This is a genomic window from Nocardioides eburneiflavus, from assembly GCF_004785795.1.
Taxonomy (GTDB): Bacteria; Actinomycetota; Actinomycetes; order Propionibacteriales; family Nocardioidaceae; genus Nocardioides; species Nocardioides eburneiflavus.
In genome coordinates, this window is the sequence record NZ_SRRO01000001.1 from 4,002,255 (window position 1) to 4,028,279 (window position 26,025).

At 67.1% G+C, this 26,025-nt stretch carries 22 protein-coding genes and 1 pseudogene; 9 read left to right on the plus strand and 14 right to left on the minus strand.

All coding sequences use genetic code 11. The annotated features are described in order from the left end of the window. Positions 1-67: 67 nt before the first annotated feature. The 3 genes from EXE59_RS18725 to EXE59_RS18735 form a co-directional block, all read right to left on the minus strand. Complete coding sequence (locus EXE59_RS18725; RefSeq protein WP_135840251.1) at positions 68-1,135, minus strand: C45 family autoproteolytic acyltransferase/hydrolase; 1,068 nt, start codon at positions 1,133-1,135, stop codon at positions 68-70. Continuing rightward, positions 1,135-2,304, minus strand: coding sequence for an agmatine deiminase family protein (locus tag EXE59_RS18730; RefSeq protein ID WP_246056893.1), 1,170 nt, complete (start codon positions 2,302-2,304; stop codon positions 1,135-1,137). Before EXE59_RS18730 ends, EXE59_RS18725 begins: the two co-directional genes overlap by 1 nt. A gap of 77 nt (positions 2,305-2,381) precedes the next feature. Continuing rightward, positions 2,382-2,969, minus strand: a complete 588-nt coding sequence (locus EXE59_RS18735; protein ID WP_246056895.1) for a TetR/AcrR family transcriptional regulator — start codon at positions 2,967-2,969, stop codon at positions 2,382-2,384. Positions 2,970-3,139: 170 nt separating this feature from the next. On the opposite strand from EXE59_RS18735, the pseudogene EXE59_RS25165 reads away from it, so the two are divergent. From EXE59_RS25165 to EXE59_RS18745, 3 genes and pseudogenes are all read left to right on the plus strand, one after another. Continuing rightward, positions 3,140-3,328 (plus strand): annotated as a pseudogene (locus tag EXE59_RS25165) (TetR family transcriptional regulator); the annotation flags it as partial. Beyond that, positions 3,329-3,811, plus strand: a complete 483-nt coding sequence (locus EXE59_RS18740) for a TetR family transcriptional regulator C-terminal domain-containing protein (protein WP_246056896.1) — start codon at positions 3,329-3,331, stop codon at positions 3,809-3,811. 471 nt (positions 3,812-4,282) lie between these two features. Then, a complete protein-coding gene (locus EXE59_RS18745; RefSeq protein ID WP_168218603.1) occupies positions 4,283-5,695 on the plus strand; it encodes an ABC transporter substrate-binding protein in 1,413 nt (470 codons plus the stop codon). Between the two features lie 192 nt (positions 5,696-5,887). On the opposite strand, the gene speB is transcribed toward EXE59_RS18745, so the two are convergent. The 8 genes from speB to ald form a co-directional block, all read right to left on the minus strand. Next, positions 5,888-6,844, minus strand: a complete 957-nt coding sequence (gene speB / locus EXE59_RS18750; protein WP_425464523.1) for an agmatinase — start codon at positions 6,842-6,844, stop codon at positions 5,888-5,890. Continuing rightward, positions 6,841-7,836: a nitrilase-related carbon-nitrogen hydrolase gene (locus tag EXE59_RS18755; protein WP_135840256.1), complete on the minus strand. Its 996-nt coding sequence runs from the start codon at positions 7,834-7,836 to the stop codon at positions 6,841-6,843. Before EXE59_RS18755 ends, speB begins: the two co-directional genes overlap by 4 nt. Positions 7,837-7,932: 96 nt before the next feature. Next, the gene (locus EXE59_RS18760; RefSeq protein WP_135840257.1) at positions 7,933-9,105 is read right to left on the minus strand and encodes an acyl-CoA dehydrogenase family protein; all 1,173 of its coding nucleotides are present in this window, start codon (positions 9,103-9,105) and stop codon (positions 7,933-7,935) included. Beyond that, entirely contained in the window at positions 9,102-10,247 is a 1,146-nt protein-coding gene (locus EXE59_RS18765) for a CaiB/BaiF CoA transferase family protein (RefSeq protein ID WP_135840258.1), read from the minus strand. Before EXE59_RS18765 ends, EXE59_RS18760 begins: the two co-directional genes overlap by 4 nt. A gap of 269 nt (positions 10,248-10,516) precedes the next feature. Then, complete coding sequence (gene pdxS / locus EXE59_RS18770) at positions 10,517-11,428, minus strand: pyridoxal 5'-phosphate synthase lyase subunit PdxS (RefSeq protein WP_135840259.1); 912 nt, start codon at positions 11,426-11,428, stop codon at positions 10,517-10,519. Between the two features lie 61 nt (positions 11,429-11,489). Then, entirely contained in the window at positions 11,490-12,854 is a 1,365-nt protein-coding gene (locus EXE59_RS18775; protein WP_135840260.1) for an NAD-dependent succinate-semialdehyde dehydrogenase, read from the minus strand. A 28-nt stretch (positions 12,855-12,882) separates the two neighbouring features. Next, positions 12,883-13,257: a cupin domain-containing protein gene (locus tag EXE59_RS18780; RefSeq protein WP_135840261.1), complete on the minus strand. Its 375-nt coding sequence runs from the start codon at positions 13,255-13,257 to the stop codon at positions 12,883-12,885. After that, positions 13,257-14,372, minus strand: a complete 1,116-nt coding sequence (ald, locus tag EXE59_RS18785; RefSeq protein ID WP_135840262.1) for an alanine dehydrogenase — start codon at positions 14,370-14,372, stop codon at positions 13,257-13,259. The genes EXE59_RS18780 and ald overlap by 1 nt, the downstream gene beginning before the upstream one ends. Before the next feature lie 180 nt (positions 14,373-14,552). On the opposite strand from ald, the gene EXE59_RS18790 reads away from it, so the two are divergent. Then, on the plus strand, positions 14,553-15,929 hold the full coding sequence (locus EXE59_RS18790) for an aspartate aminotransferase family protein (RefSeq protein ID WP_135840263.1): 1,377 nt from the start codon (positions 14,553-14,555) through the stop codon (positions 15,927-15,929). A gap of 59 nt (positions 15,930-15,988) precedes the next feature. Here the strand turns inward: EXE59_RS18790 and EXE59_RS18795 are convergent, their stop codons facing one another. Beyond that, on the minus strand, positions 15,989-16,864 hold the full coding sequence (locus EXE59_RS18795; RefSeq protein ID WP_135840264.1) for a LysR family transcriptional regulator: 876 nt from the start codon (positions 16,862-16,864) through the stop codon (positions 15,989-15,991). A gap of 72 nt (positions 16,865-16,936) precedes the next feature. Here EXE59_RS18795 and gabT point away from each other — a divergent pair, with 72 nt between their 5' ends. The 4 genes from gabT to EXE59_RS18815 are packed head-to-tail and all read left to right on the plus strand — an operon-like array spanning position 16,937 to position 22,015. Further along, positions 16,937-18,280, plus strand: a complete 1,344-nt coding sequence (gene gabT, locus EXE59_RS18800) for a 4-aminobutyrate--2-oxoglutarate transaminase (RefSeq protein ID WP_135840265.1) — start codon at positions 16,937-16,939, stop codon at positions 18,278-18,280. Then, complete coding sequence (locus EXE59_RS18805) at positions 18,277-19,548, plus strand: Glu/Leu/Phe/Val family dehydrogenase (RefSeq protein WP_135840266.1); 1,272 nt, start codon at positions 18,277-18,279, stop codon at positions 19,546-19,548. Before gabT ends, EXE59_RS18805 begins: the two co-directional genes overlap by 4 nt. Further along, positions 19,545-20,948 carry an NAD-dependent succinate-semialdehyde dehydrogenase gene (locus tag EXE59_RS18810; protein ID WP_246056901.1) on the plus strand — a complete coding sequence of 468 codons (1,404 nt, stop codon included), beginning with the start codon at positions 19,545-19,547 and terminating at the stop codon, positions 20,946-20,948. The genes EXE59_RS18805 and EXE59_RS18810 overlap by 4 nt, the downstream gene beginning before the upstream one ends. A 38-nt stretch (positions 20,949-20,986) precedes the next feature. Further along, a complete protein-coding gene (locus EXE59_RS18815) occupies positions 20,987-22,015 on the plus strand; it encodes a LacI family DNA-binding transcriptional regulator (RefSeq protein WP_135840268.1) in 1,029 nt (342 codons plus the stop codon). A gap of 105 nt (positions 22,016-22,120) precedes the next feature. Here the strand turns inward: EXE59_RS18815 and EXE59_RS18820 are convergent, their stop codons facing one another. Next, the gene (locus tag EXE59_RS18820; protein WP_246056903.1) at positions 22,121-23,617 is read right to left on the minus strand and encodes an amidohydrolase; all 1,497 of its coding nucleotides are present in this window, start codon (positions 23,615-23,617) and stop codon (positions 22,121-22,123) included. 77 nt (positions 23,618-23,694) lie between these two features. Beyond that, a complete protein-coding gene (locus tag EXE59_RS18825) occupies positions 23,695-25,161 on the minus strand; it encodes an APC family permease (protein WP_135840270.1) in 1,467 nt (488 codons plus the stop codon). 83 nt (positions 25,162-25,244) lie between these two features. On the opposite strand from EXE59_RS18825, the gene EXE59_RS18830 reads away from it, so the two are divergent. Further along, the gene (locus tag EXE59_RS18830; RefSeq protein ID WP_135840271.1) at positions 25,245-25,886 is read left to right on the plus strand and encodes a TetR/AcrR family transcriptional regulator; all 642 of its coding nucleotides are present in this window, start codon (positions 25,245-25,247) and stop codon (positions 25,884-25,886) included. Positions 25,887-26,025 lie beyond the last annotated feature (139 nt).

Genomic DNA, 26,025 nt, shown 5'->3' on the forward strand with positions numbered 1-26,025 from the left:
GACCGTTCCAGTGGCCGTCATGGGAAGCTCGCAGCGACCCCGCAGGCTGGGCTCGCGAGTCGAGGATTCAGATTTCGAGCCAGTCGTCTGCGGTGGTGTCGCACAGGTTTCCGTCCCGATACCGCAGTTGCGACCGCTCGAGGTCGAGCGAGATGGTGACGAGGGTGCGCCACCGCTGGCTCGGGTCGTCGGGGCGGCCAGGGTGTCGGCAGATAGCCGCGCCGTCGCTGGTATGGCTCAGCATGGCGGCTGTCCTGGCGCGGAGGTCCTCGCTTGTGAGCTCTGGGGCTTTGGCGGCGAGGCGGATCAGGCGGGCCCGGCTGTCGGGCTCGAGGGGACTGGGGCGCCGACCTTGAGAGAGGCTGGTGTCGATGAAGTGGTTGGTGTGACGCAGGAATCCATCAGGGTTCGCGTCCATCCGGCTCACTCCCGTCGGCGCAACCTCGAAGCATGCGCCCGTGGCGCGGCGGCCGTCGAAGGCGATCACGGTCAGCGCGACAGACGACGACACAGGGGCCGACCCGATGATGGCCTCCGCTGAGTCCACGTCGACGGCCTCGTCGAGGACTCGTCTCGCCAGCACGTGGACCGGGACCCCCGGGTCACCCGAGTCCGATCCGTGACGAAGCAGGTTGAAGTGAACGCCAAGGCCTGCCCTCGAGACACCGATCTTCCCGACGATGCCGCACTCCGTCAGTGTCTTGACGGTCGCGCCGGACGACGACCGAAGCTGCCACGCGACGGTCAGGTCGGCGAGCGCTTCGTGCCAGTCCCACGTCTGGATGGTCCGCGGTGCACCCGAGCTGGGCAGGAAGACGGCCGTGGAGCATTCACCCGGCAGCCGGGTGACGGCGTGGGCCAGGATTTCGCTGCGCGCGTTGAGAGCAGCGATGTTCCACGGGAGCAGGCCGCTGCCCTCGGCGATGCCGAGCATCTCCTCGGCCAGGTCGGGGGCCCAGTCCTGCACGCGGTCGAACGACGCCTCGGCGACGTCGTGGGCGAGGTGGGTCACGCCGTTCTCGGCGAAGATGGCCTTGTAGGTGTCCCACACGCGACCGACCGGCGAAGTCGCGCCCAGCTCGTAGCCCCGTGTGCGCGGGTCCGCCGCGTCGGTGCGGACGACTGCGGTGCCCATCAGCGAGGAGACACAGCTGGGGCGGCCGGCTGCTGCTGGGTGATGCAGTGGATCCCGCCTCCGCGCTCGAACAGGGGTCGTGCGTCGAGCTGCACGACGTTCCGGCCGGGGTAAGCGGCGGCCAGGACTTCACGAGAGACGTCATCGCCGGGGTCGCCGAACGCGCAAGCCACCACGACACCGTTGGCGACGTAGTGGTTGACGTAGCTGTAGTCGACGAACCCGTGGTGGTCGCGGAGCACGGTTGGTGCTGGCAGCGCCACCAGGTCCATCGGGTTGCCGTCCGCGTCCGTGGCTGCGGAAAGCACCGCGAACAGCTGCTGGGACACGGCGTGGTCGGGGTGTTCCGCGTTTGTTTGGTGATGCACCAACACACGGCCCGTGGCGTCGAAGGTGGCGAGCAGGTCGACGTGGCCCTTCGTGCCGAACCGTTCGCTGTCGCGGGTCAGGCCGCGCGGCAACCAGATCACCGACCGGGCGCCGAGGGTGCGGTTCAGCTCGTCCTCCACCTGCTGCTTGGTCCAGCCGGAGTTGCGCAGCTGATCGAGCTGCACCGTCTCGGTCACGAGGAACGTTCCGCGGCCGTCGGTGTGGATGCCGCCGCCCTCGTTGACCATGGGAGAGTCGATCCGTGTCGCGCCACTGACGTCGGTCGCCACGCCACTTGCGAGGGCGTCGTGATCCCAGGTGGCCCAGTCCTGCTGGCCCCACCCGTTGAAGACCCAGTTCACCGCCCCCAGGGGACTGAAGCCACCAGAGGCGCCCGAACCTCCTGACGCGGCGCGGCCGTGGACGAACGTAGGTCCGATGTCGCGATACCAGGCATCATCGAGCTGCACCTCGTGGACGTCGATGTCATCGGCGAGCAGCCGCCGGGCCTTCTCACGCTCGCGGGGCGGCACGAGCATGCGCAGCGGCTCGTACTCCGCGATGGTGTTGGCGACCGACGCCCACATCGCACGAGCCACGTCCGCTTCATGAGCGGTGTCGCCGAGGGTGTAGCCGCCGCCCGGCCACGCCATCCACGTGCACTCGTGCGGATCGGTCTCCGAAGGCATGGACCACTCGCCGATGCTCCTGCCACTCACGTGCTTCTCTCCATCCTGACCGACTGCTGCTTGATTTGAACGGCGCTCAAACTTGCGCCCAAGATAGGCCCCGGCCCCCAACGCCGCAAGTGGCGACCGGATCGCGAAACCCGAATCAAGGGTCGCCGCGGGCGTGATGGCCCCATGGGCCGCGCTGGTCAGTGCGTGGGGGCGAGCTCGGGCACGAGGGCGGCGACGTGGCGCCACACGAGTGAGACGTCGATGGCGTCCTCGCCAGTCATGATCGCGACGCTGAGCCCGTCCAGCAGGGCGACGATGCGACGCATCACGAGCTCTGGCTCGTGCACGCCGGCTTCGTCAAGCAGTGCCGTGAAGTCTGGGCGCCACTCGTGGTCCAAGGCTGCCTGCGATCTGGCGAGTCCTTCGACGCGCAGGGCCCGGGGCCACATCTCGATCCACAGCAGCCACCGCGGGTCGGCCGGACCGGTGGGGACGTAGAGGTTCACGAGCCCCTCGAGCTTGTCGGACACCGAGTTCTCCGACGCCATCACCGCGGCCCGCTCTACGGCGAGCTGGCTCTCGCTCCACCGCAGCACGTCGAGGAGCAGCTCGTCCTTGGACCCGAAGTAGTAGAGCAGGTGACTGGCGCTGGTCTCCACGCGCCGGCCCAGCTCGGCCAGGGTCAGCTCAGCGAGGCCTCGTTCGATCACCAGCTCCCACGCAGCCTCCAGTACCCGCTCGCGCGGCCGGTCCAGCCGGCGGTTACGACGCGAAGGCGTACTCACCGGCCTGAGCCTAGGGCAGCGTGCCCACAACGCCGGGCGCGTGTAGTGATTGGCGGCACGCGTCGGGCCCATCGGGACGCCTGTCCCCTCACCGGTCGGCTGCCGAGATTTGTTGGCCCTCTGACCAACAACCTATTGGCCAAACGACCAAAAGCGGCTAAGTTCCCTCCGTGACGACAGCAACGGGCCGACCGCGGACACGGCTTTCGCCTGAGCACCGGCGAGCCGAGATCGTCACCGCAGCGGCCGAGGTCGCCCTTCGTGAGGGCCTGGAGTGCATCACGCTGCGTCGCGTCGCGGCCGCCGTGCACGTGCGCCCTGGGCTCATCAGCCACTACTTCTCGGAAGTTGACGCTCTCGTGGCGGCCGCCTTCGCCCACGCGACGAACGGCGAGAGCCAGATCTTGTTCCCCGCGGACGACACCCGGTCCGTGGACCGCCGCGTTGTCACGCTGCTCGACGGGGTTCTCTCCCCCGATGCCGCTGACTTCAGCCGACTGTGGATGAGCGCCAGAATCGTGAGCCGCCACAACGCGGCCCTGCGGGCCGTGGTGACCGCGCAGGAGGAGACGAACCGACACCAACTGATCCAGCTGATCCGAGCTGGAGTGGAGGGCGGCACATTCGCCTGCACGACCATCGAGCGGTCTGCGCTGCTCATCTTCATCCTGCTCGACGCGACCACGACTTACGTCAACAAGGACGTCACCGAGGTGACCGACCTCGTCGGCACCTTGCTGTTCGACACCACCGAACGCGAGCTCGGCGTGCCGGCCGGCACCCTGCGTTCGCTGTCCGCCCAGCTGGCCCCCGCGGGGCTGGCGGCGACCACCTCACCATGAGCTTCCCTCCGGTACCCCAGTCTGGCCGCCGCGCGGGTAACCCCCGACGGCACGGCCGTGGTGGGTAGCGCCGACATTGCCGAGCAGCGGCCGATCGCCAGCTGCTCGACCACAAGGGCCACCCCGCCGCTTCACGGGCCATGACAAGGCCCGCTCGCGGCGATCCCGCCTGCACACACCTAACACTGAGCCGCCGCGCCGACGCCGAGCTCTGACCCAACGGAGAACCGTATGACACACAGCACCCAACGACGACTGGCCGCGCTGGCCGGAGTTGCCATCTTGGCGAGTGGCACGCTCGCTGCCTGCGCGAGCAGCCCGGAACGCGATCAGTCGGACAAGGAGTCGTCCTACGAGCTCACGACCATGACCCCGGAACCGACGACGGAAGTCGACTCCGTGAGCTGGAACGTGTTTCAGGGCGAGCCCTGGACGCTGAACCCGTTCAACTCGGCCGATTACGCGCCCAACATGATCAACTCGAACATGTGCGAGACGCTGCTGCAGCAGACGCCAGACTTCGAGATCAAGCCCAACCTGGCGCAGTCGTACAAGAACATCGACCCCCTCACCTGGGTCTATGCCCTACGCGAGGGGGTCACATTCTGGGACGGCTCCCCGATGACCGCCGCCGATGTGGCGGCGTCGATGAACTACAGCCTCGAGAATCCCACCTCGTTCCAGCACTACCTGTACGCCGGCGTGGACTCCGTGACCGAGACCGGACCCATGCAGGTCACCGTGAAGCTGAAGAAGCCCAACTACCTGTTCAACGACCAGCTCGCCAGCTACGCGGGCGTCGTGGTGCAGAAGAAGTACCTCGAGGCGCACCCTGACGACCTCGGGACCGCCGAAGGCGGCCTGATGTGCACGGGGCCGTTCCAGTTCGACTCCTGGAAGCGCGGAGACTCCATCACCCTCAGCCGATACGACGGGTACTGGAACGACGCGCTCAAGCCGAAGACCGAGCAGCTGAAGTTCACGTTCCTCACTGACGACAACGCCATCACCTCCGCGCTGCTGACCGGCGAGATCGACGGCACCTACGCCCCGCCGGCGGCCGCCACCAAGCGGCTGATGGGCAGCGAGGTCGGTGAGCTGGCGTTCGGGCCGGCGCCGCTGGTCGTCACGCTGTTCTTCCCCAACCCCAAGGGCGCGATGGCCGACTCCGCCATCCGCAAGGCCCTCCAGGCCAACATCGACTGGGCCGGGATCGCAACCGAGGCCTTCGGGGGCATCGGCGGCCCGGCACCGCTGCAGACAGCACCCGCCTCCTACGGCTCCGCCGAGGAACAGCTCACTGCGCTGGCCGATGAGTACGAGACGACTGGCGAACCGAACCTCGAGGCCGCCAAGTCGGCCCTCGAGGCCGCCTCGAAGGAGGCACTGGCCAAGACCATCACGATGGTGGTGCCCGAGCAGGCGGAGACCCAGCAGCTCGGCGTCGCAGTGAAGGCCGCCGCGGACCAGCTGGGGCTGAACTTCGAGCTGCAGGTTGTCCCCGCGACGCAGTACACCAACTACCTGTACGACCCGAAGACCCGCGGCACCACCGACATCCTCTACACCACCTTCTGGCCGAACATCCCCAACCCCCTGGACTGGATGCAGATCACGGCCGTCACCGGCGGCTCGTTCAACCCCTATGGCTACGACGGCATCGACGACATGTGGGCAGAGGCCGTCGCCACCAAGGACATCAACGAGCGGGCCAGTCTCACCGCCGACATCGAGCGGAAACTGCGTGAGGACCTGCTGCCCATGACCCCGGGCATCTACCAGGACAACGCCGTGTGGCAGCACAACCGAATCACCGGCGCACCGGCCGCGTTCAACTACACCTTCTACCCGTGGGCCGCGCACATCGGCGGGACAGGCGAGTAGCAGCGACACGCCGCACGAGGGCCGTGTTCGGAGACCCCGGGCACGGCCCTCGTTGCCCAAGACGGGGCAGTCGCCGCGGGTCTGATGGAGGCTCTGACCTGCACCACCATTCGTGCAGCAGTCCCGAATGGACAAGGAGCTGCCTCGCTGCACCCCTTCTGCCGGGCGGTCTAGATTCCTCGGGACCCTGGGTCACGGCTGCGACGTCGAGTTCCGTCCCAGAACTGCCAAGAGCTCGTACGCCACGTGGGCTGCCGCGATTCCTGTGATCTCGGCATGGTCGTATGCAGGCGCTACTTCGACGATGTCGGCTCCGACAACTTGGCAGCCGACCAAGGTGCGCAGGGTATGCAACAGCTCGCGGCTCGTGAGCCCGCCAGCCTCGGGGGTCCCGGTCCCGGGAGCGAACGCCGGATCGAGTACGTCGATGTCGATCGAGACGTAGACGGGCCGGTCCCCGAGCCGCTCCTTCATGCGATCCGTCACCGCGCTCAACCCGTGGGTCTGATAGTCGTCCGCTGACACCACCTGGAATCCGAGTGCTCGGTCGTCCGCCAAGTCCTGGGCGCCGTACAAAGGGCCGCGGATCCCCACGTGAAGGCATCCCTCTGGATCGAGGAGGCCTTCCTCGGAGGCTCGGCGGAAAGGCGTCCCGTGCGTGTAAGGAGCGCCGAAGTAGGTGTCCCAGGTGTCGAGGTGGGCGTCGAAGTGGAGCACGGAGATGGGTCCGTGCCGACGGTGCAGGGAGCGAAGCAGAGGCAACGCGATGGTGTGGTCGCCACCGATAGTCAACAGAGAGCGCGAGCGCTCGGCGAGTCCGTCGGCTCCTCGCTCGATCGTGTCGATCGCTTCGACGAGATCGAACGGGTTCACGGCGAGGTCTCCGGCGTCGGCGACCTGCTGAACTCCGAACGGGTGCACGTCCAGAGCGGGGTGGTAGGGCCGCATCAGCTTGGAGGCAGCACGGACATGGCTCGGGCCGAATCGCGCTCCAGGACGGTAGGACACACCGGAGTCGAATGGCACACCCACGATGGCTACGTCAGCCTCGGCGACAGCGTCCAGCTCGGGCAATTTGGCGAACGTTGCTGGACCCGCGAAGCGCGGGACTCGGGAAGCGTCCACAGGACCCGCTGGCGGCTTCATCATGACGACCTTTCGGTGTGCGCGGCGTGGTGGTCTCCGACGAGGGACCCGCTGATCGCGCCCTGCGGCGCCACGAGGGTCCCGTAGGTGTCAGGCCGCCGTGTGGTGAGGAACGGGAACAGTTCCAGCCAGTCGGTGCGCTGGTCCAGGTCGAGCGTGGCCACCAGCACCACGTCGCCCGCCCTGGGCGCTTCCACGAGCACGCGACCGTAGGGGTCGCTGATGAACGAGGAACCGTAGAACGTGATGAGGCCTTCATCGCCCCACCGGTTCGGAACCACCATGAAGAGTCCGCTGGTGATCCCGTGCCCGACGATGACGTGACGCCACAGGGGCTGGGTATCGAAGTCGTCGTGGTCAGGTTCAGACCCGATGGCCGTGGGGTAGGCGAGCACCTCCGCGCCCGCCAAGGAGTAGGCCCGAGCCACCTCCGGGAACCATTCGTCCCAGCAGGTCGGGAGGCCGACCTTGGGCGCAGACGGGAGCGGCAACTCGTACACCGGGTAGGGCGTCTCCGCAGGGCCCGGGCGGAAGTAGGTGTCCTCGTAGTAGCCCGCCGTCACCGGGATGTGCAACTTGCGTGTGCGTCCGACGAGCCGACCATCGGGGGCGACCATGATGGCGGTGTTGTAGCCGCGTCCGTCGTCACCGGGGGCGGCCCGTTCGTAGAGCGAGGCGTGGACGAACACGCCGTGGGCATTCGCCAGCCTGGAGGCGAGGCCGAATGTGGGGCCGTGTTCGAGGTCCTCAGCGCCGTCGACGGGACGGTCGCCAGCGGGGACATCAGCGGGATAGCGCATGAGGGTGAGCTCGGGCAGGAAGACGACTTCGGCGCCGGCGTCGGCCGCTGATCGGACCCCGTCTTCGATCACGGCAGCATGTTCGTCCGCGTCCTCGTGCCACTGGGTTTGGACGGCTGCCACGGTGAGCGCGGCACGGTCCCTTGCCCCGACGCGTGCCAAGGACGGCAGGGTTTCGGCTCGCAAGATGTTCATGATCGTTCTCCATTCGAGGCATCAGAAGGCCTGTGGATCCGCGGCAGTGTGGACTGCTGCTGGGCTGGGTGTCGCGGGACGCTGGGAGGCTCTCCTCTAGCGGAAGGCTGGGATGCCAGTCATGGCTTGGCCCACAACGAGGGTGTGCATCTCGACGGTTCCCTCATAAGTCAGGACGGACTCGAGGTTGTTCGCATGCCGAATGACTGGGAACTCCAACGAGATGCCGCTGGCGCCGAGCACCGTTCGGGCGGTTCGGCAGATCTCCAGTGCTTCTCGCACGTTGTTGAGCTTCCCGAGGCTCACTTGTTCGGGTCGCAGGGTTCCGAGATCCTTGCGTCGGCCGAGGTGAAGCGCGAGCAAGGTGCCCTTGGTGTACTCGAGTTCCATCTCGACCAGCTTCTGCTGGGTGAGCTGGAAGGAAGCGATGGGCTTGCCGAACTGTTCGCGCTCGCCGGCATATTTCACGGCCACTCTCACTGCGGACCTGGCCGCCCCCATGACACCCCACACGATTCCGAAACGGGCCTCGTTCAGGCAGGAGAGCGGGCCCTTGAGACCACGAACGTGGGGAAGCGCGGAGGTCGCCGGCAGTCGCACCGAGTCCATGACGAGCTCGCTGGTGACCGAGGCACGTAGGGACATCTTGTGTGTGATGGCAGACGCCTCGAAGCCCTGGGTGTCGGTCGGTACCACGAAGCCGCGGACGCCTTCGGAAGTGTTGGCCCAGACGACTGCGACATCGGCGATCGATCCGTTGGTGATCCACATCTTGCGTCCGTCGAGGATCCAGTCTCCCGACGGTTCTTGGCGTGCACGAGTGCGCATGCTTGCCGGATCGGACCCAGCGTCGGGTTCGGTGAGTCCGAAGCACCCGATCGCATCACCCGTCGCCATCCTGGGCAGCCAGTTCTGCTTGTGCTCCTCCGAACCCCATTTCCAGATCGCGTACATGGCGAGGGAGCCCTGGACGGACACCATGGAGCGCACGCCGGAGTCAGAGGCTTCGAGCTCTAGGCAGGCGAGGCCGTACTCCACGGCGGACATGCCGGCGCATCCGTAGCCTTCGAGGTGCATGCCAAGCAGACCAAGTCCTCCCAGGTCCTTGGCCAGGCCGCGTGGGTCGTCGATCTCGCCGCGTTCGAACCAGTCGGCCACGAAGGGGTCCAGTCGTTCGGCGCACAGTTGCCGTACCGACGATCGCACATCCTTCTCCTGGGGGCTCAGAAGGTCGTCGATTCCGGCGACGTCGAGTGTCGTGGTGGTCAAGGAGTCTCCTCTTGAAGCCAGCGGCGGATGTCGTCGCCGTTCTGGTCGAGTTGCGGCGGTGCCTGGTATTCGGTGACGGGGGTGCGGCTGTAGGTGATCGGGTGGCGTACCTGCGGTGTGGCGTCCGCGATGGGAACAAGGGGGTTGAGCTCGAGCGCGGTGGCCAGGTCGAATGCCTCCGCGATCGTGTTCACGCGACCAGCCGATACGCGGGCGGAGGTGAGCTTGGCGGTCCACGCCTCCGCGGTGTCCCGAGCCAGCGCCTGTTCAAGGAGCAGCACCAAGTCGTCGCGATGGGCGACGCGCGAGTGGTTGGTGCCGAACCGTTGATCATGGATGAGTTCGGGTCGTCCGAGGACGTCGCACAGGCGATGGAACTGAGCGTCGTTTCCGCAGCAGACAACGAGTACGTCGTCCTGGCACTGCAGCGTCTCGTACGGCGCGATGGAGGGATGCTGATTCCCCGCACGCTCCGGTGACGTGCCAGTGGCGAGGAACGAGGCCCCCTGGTTGGCCAGTGAGCCCAGGAGACTGGACAGGAGGTTCACCTCGACCCGCTGCCCTCGTCCCGAGATGGACCGTTCAGCGATCGCGGCGAGGATCCCGATGACCGCGTCCTTCCCGGTGAGGACGTCGACCAGCGCGACCCCGACCTTGGTGGGACTCTCCCCCGGCTCGCCGGTGATGCTCATGAGGCCGCCGACTGCCTGGACGAGGAAGTCGTAGCCCGGTAGGGCCGCACCCTGCCCACTTCCGAAGCCGGTCACAGAGCAGAAGACGAGGCCGGGGTTGGTTGCACTCAACGTGGCGTAGTCGAGTCCTCGTTGGGTCATGACCCCGTCACGGAAGTTCTCGACGACGATGTCGGCGCGCTGCGCGAGCCGACGCGCCAGCGCAATATCGCTGGCGTCGTCCAGGTCGAGGACGACGGACTCCTTGGAACGGTTCGCGCACTCGAAGTAGGAACTCGAGCTGATGGTCCACGGCGGCCCCCACGTGCGAGTGTCGTCCCCCGATCCGGGGCGCTCGACCTTGACCACGCGGGCACCGAGGTCAGCCAGGGTGGAGGTGGCCAGCGGACCCGCCAGGACGCGGCTGAAGTCGGCGACCAGGTAACCCTGGAGCGGAAGATTGCTGGTCATGGCCGCGTGAGGAATGGATGTCGGTCAGCGAACGTGTCGTGTCGCACGTCAGACCCGGAGTGCCGACTCGAACGCGAATGGGCGCTGGGTTTGCCTCAACTTGGCCCGGAGGCTGTGGACGTCGATGTCCACGACCGCTTCGCTTTCCATCAAGCACTGCAAGGTCACGACGGACAGGCCACAAGCCGTCGCGAAAGTCCGGTCGTCAAGGCCACACTCCTCGCGAAGTTGTTGCAAGGTCAAACCCAGGACTGCGCGCTTCACGACCGTTACCATCCGCGCTCGGCCAGGCGGTGCAGCTGCGGGATCTCGTCGACGTTGATGCCGACCATGGCCTCGCCCAGTCCGCGGGAGACCTTGGCGACCACGTCGGGGTCGTCGAAGAAGGTGGTGGCCTTGACGATCGCCTCGGCGCGCTCGGCCGGGTTGCCGGACTTGAAGATGCCCGAGCCGACGAAGACGCCCTCGGCGCCGAGCTGCATCATCATCGCGGCGTCGGCCGGGGTGGCGATGCCGCCGGCGGTGAACAGCACGACCGGCAGCTTGCCCGCGGCCGCGACCTCCTTGACGAGCTCGTAGGGGGCCTGCAGCTCCTTGGCCGCGACGTAGAGCTCGTCCTCGGACATGGAGTGCAGGCGGCGCAGCTCGCCGCCGATGGTGCGCATGTGCATGACGGCGTTGGAGACGTCGCCGGTGCCGGCCTCGCCCTTGGAGCGGATCATCGCCGCGCCCTCGGTGATGCGGCGCAGCGCCTCACCGAGGTTGGTCGCACCGCACACGAACGGGACGGTGAAGTTCCACTTGTCGATGTGGTTGGCGTAGTCGGCCGGGGTGAGCACCTCGGACTCGTCGATGTAGTCGACACCGAGGGACTGCAGGACCTGCGCCTCGGCGAAGTGGCCGATGCGGGCCTTGGCCATCACCGGGATCGAGACGGCCTCGATGATCGAGTCGATCATGTCGGGGTCGCTCATCCGCGACACTCCGCCCTGGGCCCGGATGTCGGCCGGGACGCGCTCGAGGGCCATCACGGCCACGGCGCCGGCGTCCTCGGCGATCTTCGCCTGCTCGGCGGTGACGACGTCCATGATCACGCCGCCCTTGAGCATCTCGGCCATGCCGCGCTTGACGCGGCTCGTGCCGAGCTGACTCGTCGCCGCGGCTTCTGCGTTGGTGAACATCTCTATCCTTGGTGCTTGCTTCGTGGACGGCGCGCCGTCGCGTCGACTGGTCTGGGTGGCCTCATCCGGCGCGCCGGATGAGCTTCTTGTTGACGAACTCATCGATGCCGAACCGGCCGAGCTCGCGCCCGAACCCAGATCGCTTCACGCCTCCGAACGGCAGCTCGGCACCTTCTGCGCCGACGCAGTTGACGAACACCATGCCGGCGTCCAGCTGGTCGGCCACGCGGGCGGCCTGTTCGGCGTCATCGGTGAAGATGTAGGAGCCGAGCCCATAGGCTGTGTCGTTCGCGACCTCGATGGCTTCGGACTCGTCGTGGACCTTGAACACCATGGCCACGGGCCCGAACAGTTCCTCACGGTAGGCCGCGCTGTCACGCGTGACCCCGGTCAGCACGCCAGCGGGATAGTGAGCACCGTGGCGTTCCCCCGCCGTGGCGAGCTTTGCGCCTGCGGCAACGGCTCCGCGGACCTGCGCTTCCAGCCTGTCGGCGGCGGCCGCCGAGGACAGGGGCGCCGGTGCCGAGGCGAGGATCTTGTCGGTGAACTTTGCGACGAAGTCGTCGTAGAGGTCCTCGTGGACAATCATCCGTTTGGCGGCGTTGCATGCCTGGCCGGTGTTCTCCAGACGAGCAGCGACTGCGGCATCAACGGTGGCGTCGAGGTTCTCGGACCCCAGCACCACGAAGGGGTCCGAGCCGCCAAGCTCGAGCACGACCTTCTTCAAGTGCCGGCCAGCGATCTCAGCGACGGCTGCTCCGGCTCGTTCCGAACCAGTCAGGGAAACGCCCTGCACACGCGGATCCGCAATGACCTGTTCGACCTGCTCGTTGCTGGCGTAGACGTTGACGTACGCCCCCTTGGGGAATCCCGCGTCAAGGAAGATCTGTTCGAGTGCTGCAGCGGACTCGGGGCACTGCGGGGCGTGCTTGAGCACGATGGTGTTGCCCAATGCCAGGTTGGGCGCGGCGAACCGGGCGACCTGGTAGGCCGGGTAGTTCCACGGCATGATCCCGAGCAGAACACCGAGAGGTCGGCGGCGGATCAACGCGTCTCCGTCACCGTCAAGCAGGGTGATGGACTCGTCTGCAAGGAACTTCTCGGCGTTGTCTGCGTAGTATGTGTAGATCGCGGCGCTGAAGTCGACTTCGCCGAGCGCATCGTCGATGGGCTTGCCCATCTCGCGGTGCATCGTGGCCGCAAGGTCATCGCGTCGCTCGGTGTGCAGGTCAGCTACGCGACGCACCAGTGCGGCTCGCTCTGAGACATCGCTGGTGCGTCCCCACGTTCCGAACGCTTCATGTGCGGCCGCAACCGCACCGGTGACCTGTTCGTCAGTGGCTGTCGAGAAGGTCTTGACCAGTTCCCCGGTGCTGGGGTTCGTGACTGCGTACTGCGGGGTGGGGCTGACATTGGTGGCGCTCATTGTCGGTGTCCTTTCGTCGGGGCTCGGCTCAACGGCCGGCGATCGTAAGGGCGCGCAGGGGCGTCCGTAGGGTCCACTCGGTTCGGTCTCCGGCGCGCAGCCGGACACACACTCCGGACTTGAGGGTGATCTCCTCGCCGTTCTCGAACCGGAGCACCCCCGCGCCGGCCAGGACGATGAGGCACTCATCGTTCTCGATGTCGGCAACGACGCCTTCGGTCACTTCCCACACCGACGTGTTCGTCTCCCCCAGCTGGGCAAGGAGCTCGATGCGGGCGGTCGGCCAGCCACCGTCAATCCAGGTGCCTGGCTGGCTCTCTCCACGCAGGGTCATGGTGAACACGTTGGCCGCGAGGAGTCGCGGTCCGTCCTGCTCGCGTGGCTGTAGTGCATCCATGGACATCAACCGAGAACCTCTGCGACGGCCGCGAACTCGATGCCCACGGCCGCACCGACGGGGGCGTTGGTGAGCTGGCCGGCGTGGGTGTTGAGGCCGAGCGCGAGGCTGCGGTCGTCGCGCAGCGCCTGCTGCCAGCCCTTGTCGGCCAGCGCGACCGCGTAGGGCAGCGTCGCGTTGGTCAGGGCGTACGTCGAGGTGTTGGGCACCGCACCGGGCATGTTGGCCACGCAGTAGAAGACCGAGTCGTGGACCGCGTAGGTCGGGTCGTCGTGCGTGGTGGCGTGGGAGTCCTCGAAGCAGCCGCCCTGGTCGATGGCGATGTCGACCAGCACCGAGCCGGGCTTCATCCGGGACACCAGGTCGTTGCTGACCAGCTTGGGGGCTGCCGCGCCGGGGATCAGGACCGCGCCGATGACCATGTCGGCCTCCATCACCTGCTGCTCGATGGCGAGCTTGGACGAGGCGAGGCCGTGGACGCGGTTGTTGTAGCGCCAGAACGACATCCGCAGCTTGTCGAGGTCGGTGTCGAGCAGGGTCACGTCGGCACCCATGCCGAGCGCGATGTTGGCGGCGTTCTGCCCCGAGACGCCGGCGCCGATGATGACGACCTTCGCGTTGGCCACACCGCCGACACCACCCATGAGGACGCCGCGGCCGCCGTTGGCCTTCATCAGGGAGTAGGCACCGACCTGCGGCGCGAGGCAGCCGGCGACCTCGGACATCGGGTAGAGCAGCGGGAGCCCGCCGGAGGGCAGCTGCACCGTCTCGTAGGCGATCGCGGTGACCTTGCGGTTCATCAGCTCCTCGGTCAGCGGCTTGTCGGCGGCGAGGTGGAGGTAGGTGAAGAGGGTCTGCCCCTCTCGCATCCGCTCGTACTCCTCGGCGATCGGCTCCTTGACCTTGAGGACCATGTCGGCGCTGCCCCACACGTCGTCGGCGGTGTCCAGCATCGTGGCGCCCGCGGCGACGAACTCCTCGTCCGGGATCTGCGAGCCCTCGCCCGCGGACTTCTCGACGACGACCTCGTGGCCGCGCTGGACCAGCTCGTGCACGCCGATCGGGGTCAGGGCCACCCGATACTCGCGGTTCTTGACTTCCTTGGGTACGCCGACCTTCATGACCTGTCCTTGGGTAGGTGGTGTGGAGCGCCACCGGATGCGGCGCACGTTCTCAACGCTATATCGAGAGTACGGAAAACGCGGCACGGATCGCAATTTGAGATGGAAACCACGGCAGGAGTCATCTATCACAAGTGATTCCGTTTGCAAAATCGATCCTCTATCGCGCACCATGGAACCATGAACTTCGACCACGATCACGATCACTTGCAGCGGGCCGCCAAGGACCACCTGTGGATGCACTTCACCCGTCACTCGTCCTACGCAGAGGCGGAGGTGCCGATCATCGTGCGCGGTGAGGGCGCCTACATCTACGACGCCAAGGGGAAGCGCTACCTCGACGCCCTCGGTGGCCTCTTCGTCTCCCAGCTCGGCCACGGTCGCAAGGACCTCGTGGACGCGGCTGCCGCACAGGCCAGCGAGCTCGCCTTCCACCCGCTGTGGTCCTACGCCCACCCGACCGCGATCATGCTCGCGGAGAAGATCGCGGGCTACGCACCCGGCAGCCTGAACCGCGTCTTCTTCACCAGCGGTGGCGGCGAAGCGGTCGAGACTGCCTGGAAGCTGGCGAAGAACTACTACAAGCTCGTCGGGAAGCCGATGAAGCACAAGGTGATCAGCCGTGCGATCGCCTACCACGGCACCACCCAGGGAGCGCTGTCCATCACCGGACTGCCCACGCTCAAGCAGCAGTTCGAGCCGTTGGTTCCTTCGACGTTCCGGGTGCCCAACACCAACATCTACCGCGCCCCGATCCACGGTGATGACCCCGAGGCATTCGGTCGGTGGGCAGCCGACCAGATCGCGGTCGCGATCGAGAACGAAGGACCCGACACCGTCGCCGCCGTGTTCCTCGAACCCGTCCAGAACGCCGGAGGATGCTTCCCTCCCCCGCCCGGTTACTTCCAGCGCGTCCGCGAGATCTGCGACGAGTACGACGTCCTGCTGGTCTCCGACGAGGTCATCTGTGCCTTCGGTCGTCTGGGCTACATGTTCGGGGCTGAGCGCTACGGCTACGAGCCGGACATGATCACCTGCGCCAAGGGCATCACCTCGGGATACGCCCCACTCGGTGCCATGATCGCCTCCGACAAGCTCATGGAGCCCTTCCTGGCCGAGGGCCAGATGTTCGCTCACGGCTACACGTTCGGCGGACACCCGGTTTCGACGGCGGTCGCGCTCAAGAACCTGGAGATCTTCGAGGAGGAGAACATCCTTGACCACGTCCGCTCCAACGAGCACGCGTTCCGTTCCACGCTGGAGCGGCTCACCGACCTTCCGATCGTGGGCAACGTCCGTGGGGACGGGTACTTCTACGGCATCGAACTGGTCAAGGACAAGGAGACCCGAGAGTCGTTCACCGATGAGGAGTGTGAGCGCCTGCTGTACGGCTTCGTGTCCAAGCAGCTCTTCGCGGAGGGCCTGTACTGCCGAGCCGACGACCGGGGCGACCCGGTCATCCAGTTGGCGCCGCCCCTGATCTGCGACCAGCTGCACTTCGACGAGATGGAGCAGGTGCTTCGGACCGTGCTCGACAAGGCCGGCTCCTTGCTCTGAGCCTGAGCCCCCGCGACGAGACCCTTCCTGCGCCTCCGGGCTGGGGAGGGTCTCGACGTCTAATGGCCGTAGTGCTCAGTGATCCAACCTCCGAGCCTGCCGATGAGGTCATGGACCGTGTTGGCCGCTACGGCGCGAGGGTCCCACACGGCGACCAGACGAATGGTCAAGAACTCGCCACCGCGGTCGATCGCCAACGGGACCAACCCGAATCGGGGGTCGTCCGAGACGACGGCGACACCACGCCCGGATGCCGCCAGCGCCTGGGCGATGGTGCCGTTGGCCGCCTCGACGAATGCGGCGTACGAGGTGCCGTGAGCCACCGCAGCAGCATCCAGGGCCTCGCGTGCGGTGAAGGTGGAGGGCAATCCGATCAGCGGACGTGTCATCAGTTCCTCGAGCGTGACATGCTCACGCCCCGCCCACTCATCGTCTGGCCGCACGTAGGCCCACACCGGCAGGATCGCCAGTTCATCGCCCGCGTAGGGCGCGGGGGCGAGCTGCGTACCGATCGCGAGGTCCGCGCCTGCGCGCAACATCTCTGCCGGCGCCAGCCCGTCTGCGCCTCGAACATCCACGACGGGATCGTCAGGAGACATCGTGGCCACGAACGGGGACACCACGTCGGTGAGCGTCACGGCAGGCGCAGCAATCGTGAGGCGTTCGACGCGGCCACTGCCGTGGAAGTGTGCTGATGCCTGCAGCGCGTCCGCGGCGTCGAGGAGGCGGCGAGCCGCGGGTAGCAGCGCCCGTCCGGTGCGGTTCACGGTGAGACGTCCGGCTCCGCGGTCGAACAGGTCAACCCCCAAGTCGGATTCGAGTTGACGCAGCTGGCGCGACAAAGCCGGCTGGGTCACGTGCACGCGGGCAGCGGCACCGCTGACGCTGCCTGTCTCGGCAGTCGCGACGAAGTAGGCGACATGACGGAGCTGCATATGCCTCCTAGACATGAGCTTGGAGCAAAACAAGTATTGGACAGCATACGCCAGGTGATTCAGGCTCATCCCATGAGCGCCACGACCTTCGAGCAGTCCGTGGACCAGGAGCGCCTGCTGGTCACCCGGATCCCCGGCCCCCGGTCCATCGAGCTGATGACTCGCAAGACAGGCGCGGTCGCCGCCGGGGTTGCGACCACCTTGCCTGTGTTCGCCGTCCGAGCCGGAGGTGGCATCGTCGTCGACGTCGACGGCAACCACCTCATCGACCTCGGCTCCGGCATCGCCGTCACGACGGTGGGCAACAGCTCGCCCCGCGTGGTCGAAGCGGTGACCGAGCAGGTGGCCGCGTTCACCCACACGTGCTTCATGGTGACCCCGTACGAGGGATACGTCGCCGTAGCCGAAGCCCTCAACCGTCTCACCCCGGGAAGCCACCGCAAGCGCACCGCGCTTTTCAACTCCGGCGCGGAGGCAGTCGAGAACTCCGTGAAGATTGCTCGCTCATACACCGACCGCCGGGCGGTCGTCGCCTTTGATCACGCCTACCACGGACGCACCAACCTCACCATGGCGATGACGGCGAAGAACATGCCGTACAAGCACGGATTCGGTCCGTTCGCCAGTGAGGTCTACCGCGCTCCCCTGTCCTATCCGTTCCGTGACCACGGCGTTGATGGCCATGCGGCCGCCGCTCGCGCGATCGATGTGATCGAGAAGCAGGTGGGCGCGAGCAACCTGGCTGCCGTCGTCATCGAGCCCATCCAGGGTGAAGGCGGATTCATCGAGCCCGCCCTCGGGTTCCTGCCTGCCCTCGCCGACTGGTGCCGCGCCAACGGCGTCGTGTTTGTCGCCGACGAGGTGCAGACCGGCTTCGCACGCACCGGCGACATGTTTGCGTGTGAGCGCGAGGGCGTCGTGCCGGACCTGATCGTCACCGCCAAGGGCATCGCCGGCGGACTTCCGCTGTCTGCCGTGACTGGCCGCGCCGAGATCATGGATGCCACCCACGCCGGGGGGCTGGGCGGCACCTACGGCGGCAACCCCCTTGCCTGTGCAGCCGCCCTCGCAACGATCGCGCAGATCGAGGACGACGGCCTGGTCCAGCGCGCCCGGGACATCGAGGCTCTGATGCTGGAGCGTCTGACCGCGCTGCAGGCGGCCGACAACCGTGTCGGCGAAGTCCGCGGCCGCGGAGCGATGATCGCCGTCGAGCTGGTCGAGCCGGGAAGCAACACCCCCAACCCCGAACTCGCAAAGTCTGTTGCGGCCGCCGCCCACGAGCAGGGCGTCATCGTCCTCACCTGCGGCACCCACGGCAACGTGCTGCGCTTCCTTCCGCCCCTGAGCATCAGCGACGACCTCCTGAACGAGGGCCTCGACGTGCTCGACGTCGCATTCAGGAACCTCGGATGACATTGACCACCCAAACCCAGCCGACGACGCGCGGGCCGCTCGACGACGCCATCGAACAACTCACCGAGGCGTGCCACCTCCTCGGGTACGACCACGGAACCCTGGCCATGTTGGCGGCGCCCCGCCGAGAGGTCACCGTCAGCATCCCCCTGCACCGCGACGACGGCTCGATCGAGGTGCTGACAGGCCACCGAGTCCAGCACAACCTGTCCCGCGGACCTGCCAAGGGAGGGCTGCGCTACAGCCCGCACGTGGACCTCGACGAGGTGCGCGCCCTGGCCATGTGGATGACCTGGAAGTGCGCCCTGATGGAACTGCCCTATGGCGGTGCCAAGGGCGGGGTCACGATCGACCCGAGCCGCTACTCCGCACCTGAGCTGGAGCGAGTCACGCGGCGCTACACCACGGAGATCTTGCCGGTCATCGGACCGACGCGAGACATCCCGGCGCCCGACATCGGTACCGATGAGCAAACGATGGCTTGGATGATGGACACCTACTCCGTTGCCAAGGGTCACACCGTGCTCGGGACAGTCACCGGGAAGCCAGTGAGCTTGGGTGGGTCCTTGGGCCGTGCCCTTGCCACGTCACTGGGAGTCGTGCACGTGGCGTTGGCCGCCTTGCGTCACCTGCGGATGGAACCCAAGCATTCGACCGCGGCCGTCCAGGGTTTCGGCAAGGTCGGACGCGGCGCCACTCGCTTCCTCGCTGACGCCGGCGTCCAGGTGCTTGGTGTGAGCGACGAGCACGGAGCCGTATGGAATCCCGACGGTCTCGACGTGCAAGCTCTTGAGAAGCATGTAGACCTCACGGGCAGCGTGACCGGCTTCCCCACGGCAACCGCCATCGACAACGACACGCTCCTCACTCTCGACGTCGACGTGCTCGTCCCCGCCGCCGTGGAGGGTGTCCTGCATGCCGGCAACGCGGGATCAGTGCGCGCCCGAATAGTCGTCGAGGGCGCCAACGGACCCACCACCACCGACGCGGACCGCATCTTCGCGGACCGAGACATCCTCGTCATCCCCGACATCCTCGCCAACGCTGGCGGAGTCGTCGTGTCGTACTTCGAATGGGTGCAAGCCAACCAGGCCTACTGGTGGAGTCAGGCTGAGGTCGAGTCGCGACTGGCCGACCGGATGGCTGCCGCATGGCAACAAGTACTCGCCGAGGCAGCCGAACGCCGACTCCCCTTGCGTACCGCAGCTACCTGCCTCGCTGTCCGTCGTGTCGCCGAGGCCCACCGACAGAGAGGGCTGTACCCGTGACCAACCCCACCCCTTCCGCGCCTACCTTCACGGTGGAGGATCCCGCCACGCTGGAAGTCATCGAAACCGTGCCAGACAACGGCATCGAGGAGGCTGCTGCTGCAGTCGACCGGGCCGACGCAGCCTTCACCGGTTGGTCCCGAACCTCCCCGCGCCACCGTTCCGACGTGCTCCGCCGGGCGTTTGAGCTGATGCTTCGCGACAGGGACGAGCTCGCGGCGTTGATCGCCCGCGAGAACGGGAAGTCCCTTGCAGACTCCGCCGCAGAGGTCGTCTACGCAGCAGAGTTCTTCCGATGGTTCTCCGAGGAAGCCGTCCGCCCCGGAGGTGACTACGGCCAGGCGCCGGCGGGTGGCTCGCGGACCTTGGTGTCACACCGACCCGTGGGCGTGGCGGCACTCGTCACGCCATGGAACTTCCCGGCTGCGATGGCTACTCGCAAGATCGCACCAGCGCTGGCCGCAGGGTGCACCGTCGTCCTCAAGCCCGCGGCAGAGACTCCCTTGACTGCTCTCGCGGTCGCGCGGCTGCTCATCGAGGCGGGCGTCCCGGACGGGGTCGTCGAGGTTGTCACCACGACCGACGCTCCCGCGGTGGTGACCACTTGGTTGCTGGACCCTCGGGTGCGCAAGGTCTCATTCACCGGCTCGACCGGCGTGGGCCGCGCGTTGCTGCACCAAGCAGCTGACCGCGTACTGAACGCGTCCATGGAACTGGGAGGAAACGCACCAGTGGTCATCACCGCAGATGCTGACATCGAGGCGGCAGTGGCCGGGACGATGGTCGCCAAGTTCCGCAACGGAGGGCAGGCCTGCACCGCAGCCAACCGCATCTACGTGCACGATGATGTTGCCGACGAGTTCATCGCCAGGTTTGGAGCCGAGGTGGAGAAGCTCGCGGTTGGCCCAGCTGTCGACGGGGGCACCATCGGCCCGCTGATCACCTCGGCGGCCTTGGAGCGGATCACCCGCTCGGTTGACCAAGCCGTCGCTGAGGGTGCCCGGATCTCTCACCGCGCCGAGACACCCGACGCCGCCGGCTACTTCTACGCGCCCACCGTTCTCACCGACGTGAACCCCGACGCCGCGATCCTGCGCGACGAGATCTTCGGACCGGTCGCGCCTGTTGTGCTGTGGCACGACGAGGACGAACTGCTCCGCCAGGTCAATGACACCGACTACGGCCTGGCCGCATACGTCTTCTCTGGCGACGTGGCCCAGGCGATGCGTCTCGGTGAGCGCATCGAGGCGGGCATGGTCGGAATCAACCGCGGCATCGTCTCGGACCCATCTGCCCCCTTCGGTGGCATGAAGCAGAGTGGCCTGGGACGCGAAGGGGCGCGCGAAGGACTCCGCGAGTTCCAAGAAACGCAGTACCTCACCGTTGACTGGACTTCGTAGGGGCGCATCGTCTACCGACTTGGGAGTACCTTCGCCACGTGTCGGCAACCGGGAGACGGGCAACGATCAAGGACGTTGCGGCACGTGCGGGGGTCTCTCGCACCACCGTCTCGGCTGCACTGAACGGCAAGGGCAACCTCAACGCAGGCACGGTCGCTCGAGTGCGAGAAGTCGCTGCGGAACTTGGGTATGAACCGAACGCCCTTGCGCGGGGCCTGCGCCAATCACGCCTAGGCGTCATCGCGCTCGTCATTCGTCCGCTTGACGATGTCGACACCCGCACTCTCGAAGGCGTCGACTACTTCCTCCGCTTCGCGGGCGCAGCAGCGCTCAGCGCACTGGAGCATGGATATGCCCTGCTGCTGGTGTCCGACCCGACCAGAGGGGACGCACCCTCATCGTCCCTGGCCGCCGACGGATACATCGTTGACACGCCCCTCGACGGCGACATCCTTGTCGACCTGCTCCGTCGTCGTGGAACCCCCTTCGTCGCCGTGGGCGTCGCGCCCGAGCGAACACCACCGTTCCCCGCGGTCACGCATGATGTCGCCTCAGACACCGAGCTGGTGCTCTCGCATCTTGCCGACTGCGGCGCAAGACGGATCACGTTGATCACCGGGACCGACAGGAATGACTGGAACGCGGTCGCGGCAGCCAGCTATCGTGCCTGGACGAAACAGCACGACTTCCCGGTGGACGTCGTTGCCCTCAACGAAGCAACTGGTGTCATCGGTGGTCACGAGGCTGGTTTGACGCTCCTCGAGAGCGACGCGAGGCCAGACGCGGTCTACTGTCTGACAGCACACCACGCCGCAGGTCTGGCTCAAGCAGCACAAGAACGAGGGCTGAACGTTCCTCGAGACTTGCAAATCGTCGCGGGATCAGACGCAGAGGTGTGTCGCACCTTCAATCCCACCATTAGCGCACTGAATCTCCACCCAGAAGCCAGCGCCCGCCTCGCAGCCGACCTCCTGGTCGGCTTGCTGACCGACCACCCACCTTCTTGGCCGGTGGCGGGGCCGCCGAACACGTTGGAGGTGCGGGGGTCTTCACGCGTGCGCACGTAGCCGTTTGGGCGGCTGCCCAACGGGGCCTGCGCGGCCGGGAGCGCGGCCGATAGTGACATCGCGCGAGCGAAGCCTGAGGGGGCTGACGGCGGCGCTCGCAGGCATTCAGTCGCCTCGGTGGGTCACCAGTCCGGCGCTGACGGTGAGTCGGACAGGTGCCTCGGCCAGTTCGTCGGCAGGGGCCTCGACTGGGTCGACGTTGAACGCCGTCAGATCGGCACGGCATCCCACGGCGATCCGGCCAGCGTCGCGTGACCCGTCGGCGTATGCCGCGTGGCTGGTCATGCCCTCGAGCGCCATCAGGCCGGTCAATGCTTGCGCAGGCGCGACAGGCTCGTCGGTGGTGCCCGGCGGACGACGTAGCCGAGCCTGGGCGAGGACCGTGCGCGCGTCGTACGTAGCTATCGGCCAGTCGGAGCCGAGCACGAGGTAGCCGCCGGCGTCGCGGATGTCGCGGCATGCCCACGCGCGCCGGGCCCGTTCCACACCAAGCCGCGTCGACCACTCGTCGCTGTGGTCGGCCTTCGTGAACCCGGCGTGCACCGGTTGCATGGACGAGACCAGCCCGGAGCGAACCAGACGCGGCACCAGCTCCCTTGGCAGGGTCTCCAGGTGTTCGATGCGGTGTCGGATCCCGCTCGTCTCCACGTGCTCGAGCGCCTCGATCACGTGCCGCACCGCGGCGTCCCCGATCGCGTGAGTGACCGTTTGCACGCGGGCGTCCGCAAGGTGCTGCACAGTCTTCGTGTATGCGGCGGGGTCACGCCAGAAGGCCTCGGTCCCGGCGCCGTGACAGTCTGGGTGCTCCAGCCAGGCCGTGCCGCCCTCGACGGTGCCGTCGATGAAGAACTTCACTGCCTCGACAACCCAACGGCGACCGCGGCGACCCTGCACCGCGAGCACGGACTCGACGTCGTCGCCGGGCATGCACCAAGGGGCGACGCGTAGTCGCAGCGGCAGCTCGGCCGACTCCTCATAACCCGCAAAGAGCTCGAGCGCCCCCGCCTCCGCGTCCATGACGCAGCCGCCGGTCAGGCCGGTCGCCGCCATGGCATCGAGTGATGCGCCGAGGCGATCGCGCAGCAGCGAGTCCGGCAGCGCCGGCATGACATCCTGGACCAGCGCCATCGCGGCGTGCTCGAGCAGCATGCCGGTCGGCGCACCCGTCACGTCGCAGATGACCTCGGAGCGCTGCTCAAAGGCTCTCGGACCGCTGACGCCGGCCACGCGAAGCGCCTCCGCGCTCGCCAGGGCTGAGTGGCCGTCGTACAGGCGGACGAAGACGGGTCGGCCCGGCAGCACCTCTTCCAAGACAGCGTTGGTGGGTGGTGCGCCAGCGAACACATTGTGGTCCAGCCCCCAGCCGACCACCCAACCGTCGGTGTCCGGCGCCGCCTTCGCGAGCGATCGGCGTAGGTCGCCGAGGTCCCGGCAGCCGGTCAGGTCGGCGCCGTAGAAGGTCGCTGCCCCGAAGAGCGGGTGCATGTGCCCATCCACGAGCCCCGGCGTGGTGACCGCGCCACCGAGGTCGATGACCTCCGTGCCCGCGCCACGCAGCTCGAGCGCCTCGTCGTCGAGGGCGACGATCCGGTCGCCCGACACGGCGACGGCGTGTGCCGTCGGCCGCGCAGGGTCGAGCGTCCGGACGGTGGTGTCGACGACCAGTAGGTCAGCGACGCTCATGACACCTGCGCCGTCTCGCAGGCGGCGGCAACGGAGTCGAAGACGTCCCGCCGGTTGCGACGCAGCCAGAGCGCCCAAGCGAAGCCGATCACACAGGTGACCGGGATGGTCAGCAGGAGAACCTGGTTGACCAGACCGGTGGTGCCGGTGAGGAACGAGATGTTCCTGGCGGCCAGAACACAGGCGACGATCATCAGGACGGCCGACATGATCGGAGCAACGACCGTGCTCCACACCTTTTCCGAAGTCCCGCGCCGGCGGAAGAAGACCACCACCGAGATCGCGGCGGCGACCTGCAGGAGCAGGATGCCGAAGATGCCGGGGGTGTTCACCCAGATCAGGAGCTGCGAGTAGGGGTCCGCCTTCGCCACCGCGAATCCGGCGACGATGACCAAGGCCAGCATCGTCTGCGCCGCGCCGGCGACGTACGGCGAGCGGGTGCGCGAGTGGGTGTTGGCAAGCGCCCTGGGCAGCAAGCCCTCCTCGGAGATGGCCACGGCGTAGCGGGTCACCGCATTGTGGAACGCGACCAGGCTGGCAACGACGCTGGTCGCGATGAGCAGGTGCATCGCGGTGGTGAACCAGCTGCCGACATAGGTCTCGCCTGCGACGAAGAACATGCCGACGCCCGTCTCCGTGGCCGCGCCGACGGCGCCGCTGGCGCCGAAAGCCTGGACGATCGCCCAGACGATGAAGGCGTAGGTGCCAGCGAGCACGGCTACGGCGACGTACGTCGCGCGCGGGATCGTGCGACGGGGGTTGCGCGTCTCGGAGCGGTAGATCACGGTGGCCTCGAACCCCATGAAGGCCGCGAAGGCGGTCGGAAGGATGACCGTCATCGGCGAGACGAACATGTTCGACGGCGCGAAGGAGTCCAAGCCGAGGCCCTCGCTCGAACCGCCCTGGACCACGACCGCCACGGCAAGGATGAGGAGCAAGGCGGTCTCCGCGGTGAGCAGGATGGCAAGGAACTTCGCTCCGAAGTCCACCGTGCGGAACCCGACGTACCAGACGATCAGAATGCAGCCGATGGCGTAGACCCACCACGGTGCGTCGATGCCGAAGACCTCGGCGAACGTGCCCTGGATGGCGACGCCCGCGAGTCCATACACGCCGATCTGCAGGGCGTTGTAGGAGACGAGTGCGACCAGCGCCGCGATGACGCCGGCCGTCCGGCCCAGTCCGACCGCGATGTAGGAGTAGAACGCGCCCGCGTTGTCGAGGTGCCGCGACATGGTGGTGAAGCCGACTGCGAAGATCGCGAGCGTGACGCCTGCGAAGACGTATGCCGCAGGGGCGCCGATGCCGCCGATCATGATCGCGAGGGGCGCGACGCCCACCATCACCATGAGAGGCGCCGCAGCCGCGACGACGATGAAGACGAGATCGCTGGTGCCGAGTGCGTTGGGCTTCAAGCCCCGCGCGGGCGCACCTTCCGCGGTCGACGGCGTGGTGGTTGACATCACTGCTCCTTTATCGAAACCGATTAGATTTAGGTTCGACGGTTAGGGTAGTCACAGATCACATCCAAAGGGAAGAGGTTCTCGTGACCCAGATCACCCAGCGACGGGCTGGGCGCCCGCGAAAGGCCGTGCTCGATCGCGCCCGGATCGGCCAAGCAGCGCTCGACCTCGTCGATGAGACGGGAGACTTCACCCTGCCGGCACTGGCCCGCAGCCTCGGCGTACAACCTGCGTCTCTCTACCACCACGTCGACGGTCGGTCCGGTGTCGTCGAACTACTGCGTGAACAGGTTGCGGAGGCGATGGACCCGACTGCTCTCGATGACGAGCCCTGGGATGTGGCACTCGCAGGCTTCTTCCGTTCATACCGCGCGGTGTTCGCGGCCCATCCCCGCGTCGTCCCGCTGTTGACCACCGCGACAGTGCGCTCCGCCCGCGTCATAGAGGCTTATGACCGAATGGTCGCCCGGCTCGGGGACGCGGGTATCCCGGCCACCAAGGCGATGCGGATCCTGACTGCGCTCGACAACTTCGTGATCGGGGCCGCACTCGACCTGGCCGCGCCGGAGGTCATGTGGGAAGTACCCGAGGGCGTCGAGGCACCCGCTCTTTCCGCAGCCCTCGCGGCGCAGCCGTCGAACCGCCGGCGCGCGGACGAGGCATTCGAGGAGGGACTCACACGCCTCCTCGACTCAGTTGCCCACGAATTCGGCGTATCGCAGTGACCGCACCCTCCACCACGGCGAACTGGCGCGAACCTGGTCGCATTCGGCAGTCCTTCGCTGCGATCGAGACCCTGTTCCCCACGGCCACCATCGCGCGAGGCGCACCCACTGCCGGGCCTCTCGTCCGTGCGCGCGCTGA

Excerpts from the sequence above, each read along its gene's own strand:
- EXE59_RS18755 (WP_135840256.1), bottom strand. The coding sequence starts at position 7,836 with ATGAACATCTTGCGAGCCGAAACCCTGCCGTCCTTGGCACGCGTCGGG.
- gabT (WP_135840265.1), top strand. The coding sequence starts at position 16,937 with ATGAGCGCCACGACCTTCGAGCAGTCCGTGGACCAGGAGCGCCTGCTG.
- EXE59_RS18825 (WP_135840270.1), bottom strand. The coding sequence starts at position 25,161 with ATGTCAACCACCACGCCGTCGACCGCGGAAGGTGCGCCCGCGCGGGGC.
- pdxS (WP_135840259.1), bottom strand. The coding sequence starts at position 11,428 with ATGTTCACCAACGCAGAAGCCGCGGCGACGAGTCAGCTCGGCACGAGC.
- EXE59_RS18745 (WP_168218603.1), top strand. The coding sequence starts at position 4,283 with ATGATCAACTCGAACATGTGCGAGACGCTGCTGCAGCAGACGCCAGAC.
- EXE59_RS18790 (WP_135840263.1), top strand. The coding sequence starts at position 14,553 with ATGAACTTCGACCACGATCACGATCACTTGCAGCGGGCCGCCAAGGAC.
- EXE59_RS18805 (WP_135840266.1), top strand. The coding sequence starts at position 18,277 with ATGACATTGACCACCCAAACCCAGCCGACGACGCGCGGGCCGCTCGAC.
- EXE59_RS18795 (WP_135840264.1), bottom strand. The coding sequence starts at position 16,864 with ATGCAGCTCCGTCATGTCGCCTACTTCGTCGCGACTGCCGAGACAGGC.
- ald (WP_135840262.1), bottom strand. The coding sequence starts at position 14,372 with ATGAAGGTCGGCGTACCCAAGGAAGTCAAGAACCGCGAGTATCGGGTG.
- EXE59_RS18765 (WP_135840258.1), bottom strand. The coding sequence starts at position 10,247 with ATGACCAGCAATCTTCCGCTCCAGGGTTACCTGGTCGCCGACTTCAGC.
- EXE59_RS18775 (WP_135840260.1), bottom strand. The coding sequence starts at position 12,854 with ATGAGCGCCACCAATGTCAGCCCCACCCCGCAGTACGCAGTCACGAAC.
- speB (WP_425464523.1), bottom strand. The coding sequence starts at position 6,844 with ATGATGAAGCCGCCAGCGGGTCCTGTGGACGCTTCCCGAGTCCCGCGC.
- EXE59_RS18725 (WP_135840251.1), bottom strand. The coding sequence starts at position 1,135 with ATGGGCACCGCAGTCGTCCGCACCGACGCGGCGGACCCGCGCACACGG.
- EXE59_RS18780 (WP_135840261.1), bottom strand. The coding sequence starts at position 13,257 with ATGTCCATGGATGCACTACAGCCACGCGAGCAGGACGGACCGCGACTC.